Annotated in this window: 11 protein-coding genes; 9 read left to right on the top strand and 2 right to left on the bottom strand. The window is 69.0% G+C overall.

Annotated elements, in window-relative coordinates:
- Positions 1-8: 8 nt before the first annotated feature.
- Entirely contained in the window at positions 9-1,076 is a 1,068-nt protein-coding gene (locus tag KY49_RS09925) for a regulator (RefSeq protein ID WP_156162462.1), read from the bottom strand.
- Positions 1,077-1,224: 148 nt separating this feature from the next.
- Here KY49_RS09925 and KY49_RS09920 point away from each other — a divergent pair, with 148 nt between their 5' ends.
- From KY49_RS09920 to ftsB, 9 genes are all read left to right on the top strand, one after another.
- A complete protein-coding gene (locus KY49_RS09920) occupies positions 1,225-2,478 on the top strand; it encodes a lipoprotein-releasing ABC transporter permease subunit (RefSeq protein WP_042584367.1) in 1,254 nt (417 codons plus the stop codon).
- The gene (lolD, locus tag KY49_RS09915) at positions 2,471-3,232 is read left to right on the top strand and encodes a lipoprotein-releasing ABC transporter ATP-binding protein LolD (protein WP_080402766.1); all 762 of its coding nucleotides are present in this window, start codon (positions 2,471-2,473) and stop codon (positions 3,230-3,232) included. Before KY49_RS09920 ends, lolD begins: the two co-directional genes overlap by 8 nt.
- A gap of 77 nt (positions 3,233-3,309) precedes the next feature.
- Positions 3,310-4,098 carry a TatD family hydrolase gene (locus tag KY49_RS09910; RefSeq protein ID WP_042584365.1) on the top strand — a complete coding sequence of 263 codons (789 nt, stop codon included), beginning with the start codon at positions 3,310-3,312 and terminating at the stop codon, positions 4,096-4,098.
- A gap of 57 nt (positions 4,099-4,155) precedes the next feature.
- Entirely contained in the window at positions 4,156-6,630 is a 2,475-nt protein-coding gene (locus KY49_RS09905) for a DNA internalization-related competence protein ComEC/Rec2 (RefSeq protein ID WP_042584364.1), read from the top strand.
- 84 nt (positions 6,631-6,714) lie between these two features.
- Positions 6,715-7,545: an alpha/beta fold hydrolase gene (locus tag KY49_RS09900; RefSeq protein WP_042584363.1), complete on the top strand. Its 831-nt coding sequence runs from the start codon at positions 6,715-6,717 to the stop codon at positions 7,543-7,545.
- Positions 7,546-7,684: 139 nt separating this feature from the next.
- Positions 7,685-9,346 (top strand): CTP synthase, encoded by a 1,662-nt coding sequence (locus KY49_RS09895; protein ID WP_010091971.1) that lies wholly within the window; start codon positions 7,685-7,687, stop codon positions 9,344-9,346.
- A complete protein-coding gene (gene kdsA / locus KY49_RS09890) occupies positions 9,343-10,197 on the top strand; it encodes a 3-deoxy-8-phosphooctulonate synthase (RefSeq protein WP_010091972.1) in 855 nt (284 codons plus the stop codon). Before KY49_RS09895 ends, kdsA begins: the two co-directional genes overlap by 4 nt.
- 104 nt (positions 10,198-10,301) lie before the next feature.
- Positions 10,302-11,585, top strand: a complete 1,284-nt coding sequence (gene eno / locus KY49_RS09885; protein WP_006478406.1) for a phosphopyruvate hydratase — start codon at positions 10,302-10,304, stop codon at positions 11,583-11,585.
- A gap of 81 nt (positions 11,586-11,666) precedes the next feature.
- Entirely contained in the window at positions 11,667-12,101 is a 435-nt protein-coding gene (gene ftsB, locus KY49_RS09880) for a cell division protein FtsB (RefSeq protein WP_042584362.1), read from the top strand.
- A 92-nt stretch (positions 12,102-12,193) separates the two neighbouring features.
- On the opposite strand, the gene KY49_RS09875 is transcribed toward ftsB, so the two are convergent.
- Positions 12,194-12,541: a hypothetical protein gene (locus tag KY49_RS09875; protein ID WP_042584653.1), complete on the bottom strand. Its 348-nt coding sequence runs from the start codon at positions 12,539-12,541 to the stop codon at positions 12,194-12,196.
- Positions 12,542-12,556: the final 15 nt, after the last annotated feature.

Raw genomic sequence — 12,556 nt, 5'->3', positions numbered from 1 at the left:
AGGTGGTTTTATTCGAACAGGGACGCGAGCGCGCGGCGGCGGCGCCAGAACTTGCGCAGGTCGCCGCGCGTCGCGCGCAGGGTCGCCGAGCCGGTGTCGCCGCACAGCGTGACGTCGACGCGCGCCAGTTCGCCGCGCTGCAGCGCGGCGAGGACGGGCGCGAACCAGTCGCGCTCCATCGTGCCGAGCGCGTCGTGCCAGCTCGCCCAGTCCTGTTCGATGAATGGGGTCGTGAGCGCCGACAGCTCGACGAGCGTCGCGCCGTCGGCGGCGGCGAGCTGGTCGAACGCGGCGGGCGGCGCGCCGGCGTCGGCCCGGGCCGCGCGCGCGAGGCCGAGCGCCGCGGGCGCGGTGGACAGCACCCGCGCGAACGGCCGGCCGACGGGCTTCAGCGCGCCCTGCGCGTGGAACCAGATCGAATTCACGGCGAGCAGGCCGCGCGCCTCGCGCGCTTCGTTGACCGGATGCTGGAACCAGGCCATCTGCACTTCGTTCTGCAGCTTCATCCAGATCCGCGAGCGTTCGCCGGTGTGCGCCTCGTGCGGCAGCCAGATTTCGATGTTGCGGCCGCTCGCGCGCAGCGGCGCGGCGCCGGCCAGGTGGCGGAACTGTTCGCTCGACAGGTACCAGCGGTGCGGGCTGGGCGCTTCGAGCCGGACCCCGAGCTCCTCGATCAGCGGGCGTGCGACCGCGAGCAGCGCGGCCGCCTCGCCGTCTTCCAGCTCGAGCGCGGCCGGATCGACGAGCACGAGATGGTCGTGCGCGATCTCGACGTGCACGGGTTCCACGCAGGCCCAGGCCTGGTCGCCCGGGTCGCCGCCGTCGGCGAGCAGCATGTAGGGCGCGAGCGGCGCCTCGTCGGCGGCGTTGCCCTGGGCCGCGCCGAACTGGCGGGCGAGCCAGCGCTCGTGCGGCAGCGTGCGCTGGAAGTCCTCGCCGGCCACGCGTTCGACGAGGCTCGCGCGCGACAGCAACTTTTCGAGCGCGGGACTGTCCAGCGTGTGCAGGGACGAGGCCGCATCGGCCGCCGACGGCAGCGCGAACGGAACGAGAAAATGGAGGCGTCGGTCGTGCATGATGGTGCGCATTGTATGGCAAACTGCGCGCGTGTTCGGGCGGGCCGACGGCCGGCTCGCGTCCGGCGGCCGGTTTTGCCCCCGCCCGGGCGGGCGGCGACCCGACGCTCGGGCCGCCCCGATGCCGCAACCAGCAGAAAGGATTCGCTTGAAACTTCCGTACGAATGGCAGATCGGCTGGCGCTACACGCGCGCCGGCAAACGCACGACCGGCAACGGCTTCATTTCCTTCATCGCGCTCGTGTCGATGCTCGGCATCGCGCTCGGCGTCGCGGCGCTGATCGTCGTGCTGTCGGTGATGAACGGCTTCCAGAAGGAGGTGCGCGACCGGATGCTGTCGGTGCTCGCGCACGTCGAGGTGTTCTCGCCGACGGGCCAGATGCCCGACTGGCAGCTGACCGCGCAGGAGGCGCGCCGCAACCCGTCGGTGACCGGCGCGGCGCCGTACGTCGACGCGCAGGCGCTGCTCACGCGCCAGGACGCGGTGAGCGGCGTGATGCTGCGCGGCATCGAGCCGTCGCTCGAGCCGCAGGTGTCGGAAATCGGCAAGGACATGAAGGCGGGCCAGCTCACCGCGCTCGTGCCCGGCCAGTTCGGCATCGTGCTCGGCGATGCGCTGGCCGGCAATCTCGGCGTGACGGTCGGCGACAAGGTCACGCTGGTCGCGCCCGAAGGCACGATCACGCCGGCCGGGATGCTGCCGCGGCTGAAGCAGTTCACGGTCGTCGGCGTGTTCGAGTCGGGGCACTACGAATACGACAGCACGCTCGCGATGATCGACATCCGCGACGCCGAGGCGCTGTTCCGCCTGAGCGCGCCGACCGGCGTGCGGCTGCGGGTGAAGGACATGCAGAAGGCGCCGGACGTGGCGGTCGAGCTGTCGCATTCGCTGTCCGGCAGCCTGTACATCCGCGACTGGACCCAGCAGAACAAGACCTGGTTCTCGGCGGTGAAGATCGAGAAGCGGATGATGTTCATCATCCTGACGCTGATCATCGCGGTGGCGGCGTTCAACCTCGTGTCGTCGCTCGTGATGACGGTGACCAACAAGCAGGCCGACATCGCGATCCTGCGCACGCTCGGCGCGCAGCCGGGCTCGATCATGAAGATCTTCGTCGTGCAGGGCGTGACGATCGGCTTCTCCGGCACCGCGCTCGGCATCGCGCTCGGCTGCCTGATCGCGTGGAGCATCCCGTGGCTGATCCCGATGATCGAGCATGCGCTCGGCGTGCAGTTCCTGCCGTCGTCGGTGTACTTCATCAGCGAGCTGCCGTCCGAGCTCGTCGCGAGCGACGTGATCCGGATCGGCGTGATCGCGTTCGCGCTGTCGGCCGTCGCAACGCTCTACCCGAGCTGGCGCGGCGCGAAGGTCAAGCCGGCGGAGGCGCTGCGCTATGAATGACCGCGCCGCCGCCGTCGCGGCTTCCCGACCCCATTACAACAACCAGGATTCGGCAGGTATGCAGGACTACGTGCTTCAGGCGCGCGGCATCACGAAGGCGTTCGTGCAGGGCGGTTTCAACGTGCAGGTGCTCAACAATACCGAGCTGTCGGTGCGGCGCGGCGAGAAGCTCGCGGTCGTCGGCGCGTCGGGCTCCGGCAAGAGCACGCTGCTGCACGTGCTCGGCGGCCTCGACGAGCCGAGCGCGGGCGAGGTGTCGCTGCTCGGCAAGCCGTTCACGCAGCTCGGCGAGCGCGAGCGCAACGACCTGCGCAACCGCGCGCTCGGGTTCGTCTACCAGTTTCACCACCTGCTGCCGGAATTCAGCGCGCTCGACAACGTCGCGATGCCGCTGCGCATCCGCCGGATGACGGCCGAGGACGCGCGCCGCGACGCGCAGGCGATGCTCGAGCGCGTCGGCCTCGGCGCGCGCGCGAAGCATCGTCCGGGCGAGCTGTCAGGCGGCGAGCGGCAGCGCGTCGCGATCGCGCGCGCGCTGGTGACGAAGCCCGCGTGCGTGCTCGCCGACGAGCCGACCGGCAACCTCGACGGCGGGACCGCCGATACGGTGTTCAACCTGATGCTCGAACTGTCGGAGACGTTGAACACGAGCTTCGTGATCGTCACGCACGATCCCGATCTCGCCGCGCGCTGCGACCGCATCATGCGGCTGCGCGACGGCGTGCTGCACGAAGAGCCGGCCCTGCCGGTCTGACATGAACCCGCGCTCCTCGCGCGCGCCGCTGCCCGACGGGCGGCGCGGGTGCCGGGAGCGGTCTGGCGAACGCTGACATGTGGATCGATACGCACTGCCATCTCGATGCCGCCGAATTCGATGCCGACCGCGACGCGGTCGCGCAGGCGGCGCGCGACGCGGGCGTGGCGCGCATCGTGATCCCGAGCGTCGGGCGCGACAACTTCGCGACGGTGCGCGAGCTCGCGCATCGCACGCCGGGCGCGGTCTATGCGCTCGGCATCCATCCGATGTATACGCCGCATGCGCACGACGGCGATCTCGACCGGCTGCGCATGGAAATCGAAGCGAGTCTCGACGATCCGCGCTTCGTCGCGATCGGCGAGATCGGTCTCGACTACTTCGTGCCCGGGCTCGACGAAGACCGGCAGCAGTTCTTCTATCAGGGCCAATTGAAGCTCGCGCGCGAGTTCGACCTGCCGGTGCTCTGCCACGTGCGCAAGTCGCAGGACCGCGTGCTCGCGGGGCTGCGCCGTTTCGGCGTGCGGCGCGGCATCGCGCACGCGTTCAACGGCAGTTTCCAGCAGGCCGACGCGTATCTCGCGCAGGGCCTGCATCTCGGCTTCGGCGGCAACGTCACGTTCACGCGCGCGCTGCAGATCCGGCGGCTCGCGACGCAGTTGCCGGTCGATGCGCTCGTCGTCGAAACGGATGCGCCCGACATCGCGCCCGAGTGGGCGTACCAATCCCGCAACACGCCGGCCCAGGTGCCGCGCATCGGCGACGTGCTTGCCGAACTGCGCGGCATCGACGCGGCCGAGCTTGCCCTATGCACTTCGGCTAACGCGCGTGCCGCGTTGCCCCGGCTCGCGCTTTCGTCCGCATAATCGTTTCCCGAAGGCGCCCGATTCTCGACGGCGTCGCCGGGTCGGCGAGGAGGCGGCATGCGCGTGTGGTGGGTGGCGTTCGCGTTCGGCGTCGCCGTGCTGCAGCGGCAGGCGGCGCTGCCGGGCGTGGCGCATTGGCTGGGCGGCGCGGCCGTGCTGGCGGCGCTCGCGGCGGCCGGCATCGGGTGCGCGCGACGCCGGCCGCGGACGCGGGCGACTGCCGCGCTCGGCTGGACGTTGTGGGCCGCGGCGGCCTGCGTCGTGGGGTTCGGGTACGCGGCCGGGCGGGCGGAGTGGCGGCTGCGCGACGCGTTGCCCGCCGAATGGGAAGGGCGCGACATCACGGTCACGGGTGTGATCAAGGGGCTGCCTGTCGTCGACGACGCAGGCGCACGGTTCCTGTTCGCCGTCGAATCGAACGATGCCGGCCTGACCCGTTTCCCGCCGCTGATCCGGCTGTCATGGCGCACCTACGGGGCGCGCGCGGAACCGGCGGCGGCTCCGGACCTGCGCGCCGCGCAGCGCTGGCGCCTGACGGTGCGGCTGAAGCGGCCGCACGGCGAAGCGAATCCCGGCGTGCGCGACAGCGAGGCGGCGTGGCTCGGTGCGGGGATTCGCGCGCTCGGCTACGTTAGCGCGCCGCAGCGCGCGGCGCTGCTCGATGCGCGGGCGCGCGGCATCCAGGCGTCGGTCGATCGCCTGCGCGACCGGTTGCGGACGCGCATCGTCGCGACGCTCGGGCAGCACGCGGATCATCGCGGCATCGTCGCCGCACTCGCGATCGGCGATCAGTCCGGCATCGGCGACGACGACTGGCGCGTGCTGCGCAACACCGGCACCAGCCATCTGGTGGCGATCTCGGGCCTGCACGTCGGGCTGGTCGGCGGGATCGCCGGCTGGCTCGCGTCGGCCGTCTGGCGCCGGCTTCGCTGGCGGGGCCGCGCCGCCGTGCTCGTCGTGCCGGCCCCCTGGGTCGCCGCGCTCGCGGCGCTGACGGGGGCGCTCGGCTATGCGGCGCTGGCCGGTTTCAACGTGCCGGCGCAGCGGTCGTGGTGGATGATCGCGGCGGGCGGCGTCGCATATCTGGCGGGGCGCAGCGTGCCGGCGTCGTCGGTGCTGTGCGCGGCGCTGGGCGCCGTGCTGCTGGCCGATCCGTGGGCGGTGCTGTCGGCCGGTTTCTGGCTGTCGTTCGGCGCGGTCGCCGTCATCCTGCTGGCCGTGTCGGGCTGGCGCGCCGTACAGGAGCCCGGCGCCGAGCCGGACGGCGCCGGGTTCGGCGAGCGGCTGCGCGCATGGCGCCGGCGGGTCGTCCGCCGCGTGGCCGAAGCATCGCGGGTGCAATACGCGGTCACGATCGGGCTCGCGCCGCTGACGGCCGCATGGTTCGCGCAGATCTCCGTATCGGGGCCGCTCGCGAACGCATTCGCGATTCCGTGGGTCAGCAGCGTCGTCACGCCGATCGTGCTTGCGGGCATCGCGCTGCCCGCGCCGCTCGACGCCGCCGCTTTCCGGCTCGCGCGCATGTCGCTCGATCCGATGATGGTGGCGCTCGAACGGCTCGCGGACTGGCCGCGCAGCGTGTTCTGGCTGCCGATGCCAGACTGGCCGGTGCTGACGCTCGCCTGCGTGGGCGTTGTTTGGGTGCTGCTGCCGCGCGGCTGGCCGCTGCGCTGGGCAGCGCCGCTCACCTGGCTGCCGCTCGTCGCGCCGGTGCCGGACCGGCCGCCGGAAGGCGGGTTCAGGCTGACCGTGATCGACGTCGGGCAGGGCGCAGCGGTGCTGGTCGAGACCGCGCACCGGACGCTGCTGTTCGACGCCGGGCCGGGCGCGGAGTCGACCCATGCGGGCGAACGGATCGTCGCGCCGTTCCTGCGCGCCCGCGGCATCCGGGATCTCGACACGCTCGTGTTGAGCCACGCGGATGCGGATCACACCGGCGGCGCCCCCGCCGTCTATGCGGCGGTCGAGGTGCGTCAGCTGCTGGGAGGGATGCCGGCCGGCAACCGGCTGTGGCGCGACGCGCAGGCGGCCGGCGTCGCGAGCCGCGTGCCTTGCGCGGCGGGGCAGCGCTGGCGCTGGGACGGCGTGACGTTCACGATGCTCTGGCCGCAGGGCGGCCCCAGCGGCGGCGCGACGAACGCGCAGTCGTGCGTGCTGCGCGTCGACGCGGGCGGCACGTCCGCGCTGCTGACGGGAGACATCGACGCGCGCGTCGAACGCCGGCTCGTCGACACGGATCGCGACGCGCTCGCCGCGCAGATCCTGGTCGTCGCGCATCACGGCAGCCGCACGTCGTCGGTCGAGCCTTTCCTCGATTCGGTCGGGCCGCGCGTCGCGGTATTTCCTGTAGGCTATCGCAACCGATTCGGGCATCCGCACCGGACCGTCCTCGCGCGCTTCGCGGCGCGCGGGATCCCGTTGCCGCGCACCGATCGCGACGGCGCCGTGCGGTTCGACGTCGCGCCGGCGGATGGAAGGTTCGCGCTCGAGCTTCACCGCGATGCGCAGCGCCGCTACTGGATGGACCGGTGACGCGCCTGGCGGGATGACGGCTTTGCATGGGAGCTGAGTCGGCGCTGAAGCGCCAGCTCGGGTCCACAAAGGAGACACCGGCGTTTGAAGGACATCATTCATTTTTCGCACGCGAACGGCTTTCCGGCGTCGACGTACCGGACGATCTTCGCCGAACTGGCCGACGACTACGAGCTGCGCTACATCGAGCGGATCGGGCACGACCGGCGCTACCCGGTCACGCGCGACTGGCCGCACCTCGTCGAGCAGCTGCTCGACGACATCGGCGGACGCTACGAGCGGCCGGTGTGGCTCGTCGGCCATTCGCTCGGCGGTTATCTGTCGCTGATGGCCGCGTTGAAGAAGCCGCAGTGGGTGCGCGGCGTGGTGATGCTGGATTCGCCGATCATCGCCGGCTGGCGCAGCGGCGCATTGCGCGCCAGCCAGTGGGCGGGGCTCGACGAGCGGCTGTCGCCGGCCGCGGCGACGCGCAACCGGCGCACGCGCTGGGCGAGCCGCGACGAAGCCTGGCGGCATTTCCGCGAGAAGCCGGCGTTCGCGCGCTGGGACGAGCGGATGCTGGCCGACTACATCGACTACGGCATTCCGCCGGCGGCCGTCGACGGCGAGCGCGCGCTCGCGTTCGACCGGCAGGTCGAATACCTGATCTACCGGACCTTGCCGCATACGCTCGGCCCGCGGCTCGCGCACGGCACGCCGGTGCCGCTCGGTTTTCTCGCCGGCACGCACTCGCGCGAGGTGCGCCAGGTCGGGCTCGACGCCACGCGCCGCGCGGCTCGCGGGCGCATCGAATGGCTCGAGGGCAGTCACCTGTTCCCGATGGAGCGGCCGCTGGAGACGGCGCGCGCATTGCAGCGGATGCTGAATACGCTGCGCGCGGAAGAAGGGGGCGCCGGGTCCGCGCACGACGCCTGAAACGCGGCCCGGCCGCCCACATCCGACGCGTCAGGCTCGGCCGGCGCGGCACAGCGCGAAAGGGCGCAATCATCGCGTCAATTGCTGAGAGAAGCGCGGGCTTTACGGTATAATCCGTTTTTCCCGCGAGCATCCAGCGATGACCAAATATGTTTTCGTCACCGGCGGCGTAGTTTCTTCCCTTGGCAAGGGTATTGCCGCCGCCTCTCTCGCCGCGATCCTCGAATCGCGCGGTCTGAAAGTCACCCTCCTCAAACTCGATCCCTACATCAACGTCGACCCCGGCACGATGAGCCCGTTCCAGCACGGCGAAGTGTTCGTGACGGAAGACGGCGCGGAGACGGATCTCGACCTCGGCCACTATGAGCGCTTCATCAGCACGAAGATGCGCAAGGCCAACAACTTCACGACCGGCCAGATCTACGAATCGGTGATCCGCAAGGAACGCCGCGGCGACTATCTCGGCAAGACCGTGCAGGTGATTCCGCACATCACGAACGAGATCCAGGCGTTCATCGAGCGCGGGGCCGCGTCGGCCACCTGCGGCGAGCCGGACGTCGCGATCGTCGAGATCGGCGGCACGGTCGGCGACATCGAGTCGCTGCCGTTCCTCGAGGCAGCGCGCCAGATGAGCCTGCGCCTCGGCCGCAACAGCGCGTGCTTCGTGCACCTGACGCTCGTGCCGTACGTCGCGACGGCCGGCGAGCTGAAGACGAAGCCGACCCAGCACAGCGTGCAGAAGCTGCGCGAGATCGGCATCCTGCCGCACGTACTGCTGTGCCGCGCGGATCGCCGCATTCCGGACGACGAATCGAAGAAGATCTCGATGTTCTCGAACGTGCCGGAAGACGCCGTGATCTCGGTGTGGGACGCCGACAGCATCTACAAGATTCCGCAGATGCTGCACGATCAGGGCCTCGACAAGATCATCTGCGACGAGCTGAAGCTGTCGCCGCACGACGCCGACCTCGCGATGTGGTCCGAGCTCGTCGAGAAGCTGGAGCACCCGAAGCACGAAGTGACGATCGGCATGGTCGGCAAGTACGTCGACCTGACCGAGTCGTACAAGTCGCTGATCGAAGCGCTGCGTCATGCGTCGATCCACACGTCGACGAAGGTCAACATCGAGTACATCGACTCGGAAGAGATCGAGGCGAACGGCGTCGACAGCCTGAAGCACCTGGATGCGGTGCTGGTGCCCGGCGGCTTCGGCCGTCGCGGCACGGAAGGCAAGATCGCGGCGATCCGCTATGCGCGCGAGGCGAAGGTGCCGTACCTCGGCATCTGCCTCGGCATGCAGCTCGCGGTGATCGAGTTCGCGCGCGACGTCGTCGGCCTGAAGCAGGCGAACAGCACCGAATTCGACCAGGAGACGCCGGAACGCGTCGTCGCGCTGATCACCGAGTGGTACGACCGCGAAGGCAAGGTCGAGAAGCGCACCGAGGAGTCCGATCTCGGCGGCACGATGCGTCTCGGCTCGCAGCGCTGCCCGATCAAGCCCGGCACGCTCGCGGAAGAGATTTACGGCAAGGACGTGAACGAACGTCACCGCCACCGTTATGAAGTCAATAACCGCTTCGTGCCCCAGCTCGAAAGCGGCGGCCTTATCATCAGCGCGCGTACCCCGAGCGAGGACCTGCCGGAAATGATGGAGCTGCCGCGCTCGATGCACCCGTGGTTCGTCGGCGTGCAGTTCCACCCGGAATTCACGTCCACGCCGCGTGACGGCCATCCTCTGTTCAAGTCGTTCGTCGAAGCCGCGCTGGCCGGTCAGCAGGCGCGCGCCGGAGTGAAAGCATGAAGCTGTGCGATTTCGAGGTCGGTCTCGACAAGCCTTTCTTCCTGATTGCGGGCACCTGTGTCGTCGAATCCGAACAGATGACGATCGATACCGCCGGCCGCCTGAAGGAAATCTGCGAGAAGCTGAACATCCCGTTCATCTACAAGTCGTCCTATGACAAGGCGAACCGCAGCTCGGGCAAGTCGTTCCGCGGCCTCGGAATGGACGAGGGGCTGCGCATCCTGTCCGAGGTGAAGCGCCAGCTCGGCCTGCCGGTGCTGACCGACGTGCATTCGATCGAGGAGATCGAGCAGGTCGCGTCGGTCGTCGACGTGCTGCAGACGCCCGCGTTCCTGTGCCGCCAGACCGACTTCATCCATGCGTGCGCGCGCTCGGGCAAGCCTGTCAACATCAAGAAGGGCCAGTTCCTCGCGCCGCACGACATGAAGAACGTGATCGACAAGGCGCGTGAAGCGGCCCGCGAAGCGGGGCTATCGGAAGACCGCTTCATGGCGTGCGAGCGCGGCGTCTCGTTCGGCTACAACAACCTCGTGTCGGACATGCGTTCGCTCGCGATCATGCGCGAGACGGGCGCACCCGTCGTGTTCGACGCGACCCACTCGGTGCAGCTGCCGGGCGGGCAGGGCACGAGCTCGGGCGGCCAACGCGAATTCGTGCCGGTGCTCGCGCGCGCGGCGGTCGCCACGGGCGTCGCGGGCCTGTTCATGGAAACGCACCCGAAGCCGGCCGAAGCAAAGTCGGACGGCCCGAACGCGGTGCCGCTCAACCGGATGGGCGCGCTGCTGGAGACGCTCGTCACGCTGGACCAGGCTGTGAAGCGCACCCCGTTCCTGGAAAACGATTTCAACTAAGAACGTATGAACCTGCGGCGGTTTCGCGCGTCTGTAGCGAAAGCGGCTTTCGCGCACGCGCCGTCGCAGGGTGAAGAATCCATCGTCATTCTCAGAGGAAACCCATGAGTGCAATCGTAGATATCATCGGCCGCGAGATTCTGGATTCGCGCGGCAACCCCACCGTCGAATGCGACGTGCTGCTCGAATCGGGCACGATGGGCCGCGCGGCGGTGCCGTCGGGCGCGTCCACCGGCTCGCGTGAAGCGATCGAACTGCGCGACGGCGAAGCCGGCCGCTACAACGGCAAGGGCGTGCTGAAGGCGGTCGAGCACATCAACACCGAGATCTCTGAAGCCATCATGGGCCTCGACGCGTCGGAACAGGCGTTCCTCGACAAGACGCTGCTCGAGCTCGACGGCACCGACAACAAGTCGCGCCTCGGCGCGAACGCGATGCTGGCCGTGTCGATGGCCGTCGCGAAGGCTGCCGCCGAAGAGGCCGGCCTGCCGCTGTACCGCTACTTCGGCGGCTCGGGCGCGATGCAGCTGCCGGTGCCGATGATGAACATCGTCAACGGCGGCGCGCACGCGAACAACAGCCTCGACATCCAGGAATTCATGATCGTCCCGGTCAGCCAGCCGACGTTCCGTGAAGCCCTGCGTTGCGGCGCGGAAGTGTTCCACGCGCTGAAGAAGATCCTGAGCGACCGCGGCATGAGCACGGCGGTGGGCGACGAAGGCGGCTTCGCGCCGAACTTCGGCAGCAACGACGAGTGCCTGTCGACGATCCTGCAGGCAATCGAGAAGGCCGGCTACCGTGCGGGCGAAGACGTGCTGCTCGCGCTCGACTGCGCGGCATCCGAGTTCTACCACGACGGCAAGTACCAGCTCGCGGGCGAAGGCCTGCAACTGTCGTCGGCCGAGTTCACCGATTACCTCGCGACGCTCGCCGACAAATTCCCGATCGTGTCGATCGAGGATGGCATGCACGAAAGCGACTGGGACGGCTGGAAGCTGCTGACCGACCGTCTCGGCAAGAAGGTGCAGCTGGTCGGCGACGACCTGTTCGTCACCAACACGCGCATCCTGAAGGAAGGCATCGAGAAGGGCATCGCGAACTCGATCCTCATCAAGATCAACCAGATCGGCACGCTGACCGAAACGTTCGCGGCGATCGAGATGGCGAAGCGCGCAGGCTACACGGCCGTGATCTCGCACCGCTCGGGCGAAACGGAAGATTCGACGATCGCGGACATCGCGGTCGGCCTGAACGCCGGCCAGATCAAGACGGGTTCGCTGTCGCGCAGCGATCGCATCTCGAAGTACAACCAGTTGCTGCGCATCGAGGAAGATCTCGGCGATATCGCGAGCTACCCGGGCAAGTCAGCGTTCTATAACCTGCGCTAACGCGCTACTATCGGGCTGGTTTGCTTCGACGCCGCTCTGCGTGATGCGTGGAGCGGCGCTTCTTATATCTGCGTCTCCTACATGCGGCTCGTCACTGTCGTCCTGATTGCCTTGCTGGCGCTTATTCAGTACCCCCTATGGTGGGGGCATGGCGGCTGGCTGCGTGTGCACGAGCTGCGTCAGCAGCTCGACAGCCAGTTGCAGAAGAACGCCGACGAGAAGCTGCGCAACGAGCGGACCGCGGGCGAAGTGCAGGATCTGCAGGGCGGCACGGCGGCCATCGAGGAACGCGCGCGCTACGAGATGGGCATGGTGAAGGACGGCGAGGTGTTCGTGCAGTTCGTATCGCCGAACGCGCAGGCCGCGCAGGCGGCGCCCGTTGCCAACACGCTGTCGAGCACGTCGACGCGCGGCGAAGTGTCCGCGGCGCCGGTGCGCGTCGTGCCGAATCCGCAGTCGACGGCCAAGCCGTCGCGGCATCACGGCGGCGAGAAGGGGAAGCAGCCTCACCACTGATTGCGGTGATGCGAGCCTGTTGAAAAAGCGCAGCCAATTCAATGCCGCGCTTTTTTATTTCCTGCCGGTCGGCAATCGAGCCGTTGAAGGGCTTACCACCACCAGCCCGGATAGCCGTAGCTGAAACCCGTGCCCCAGCCGTGCCCCCAACCGCCGCCGTAGTAGCCGCCATAGTACGTGACGGGCGGCGGCGTGTAGTACGACCACGCGCGAATCGCGGCTTCGGTCGCGATCGCGTCGTCCTGTTCGCGCAGCACCTGCCGGTCGATCTCGTCGTAGCGCTTGCGCTCGGCAGGCGTCAACGTCACCGGCTGGCCGGACGCGCGTTGTTCGGGCAGGCGGCTCAGGATCGTGGAGGCCGGCTGCACCGCGCAACCGGCGAGGACGAGCAGGGCGGCTGCGGCGCTCGTCAGCAACAGGGGGCGAAACAGGCGATTCATGTCCTTCTCCAGCAG

Origin of the sequence: Burkholderia sp. MSHR3999, from assembly GCF_000833595.1 — a bacterium.
Taxonomy (GTDB): domain Bacteria; phylum Pseudomonadota; class Gammaproteobacteria; order Burkholderiales; family Burkholderiaceae; genus Burkholderia; species Burkholderia ubonensis.
This window is presented reverse-complemented; position numbering and strand designations above follow the sequence as displayed.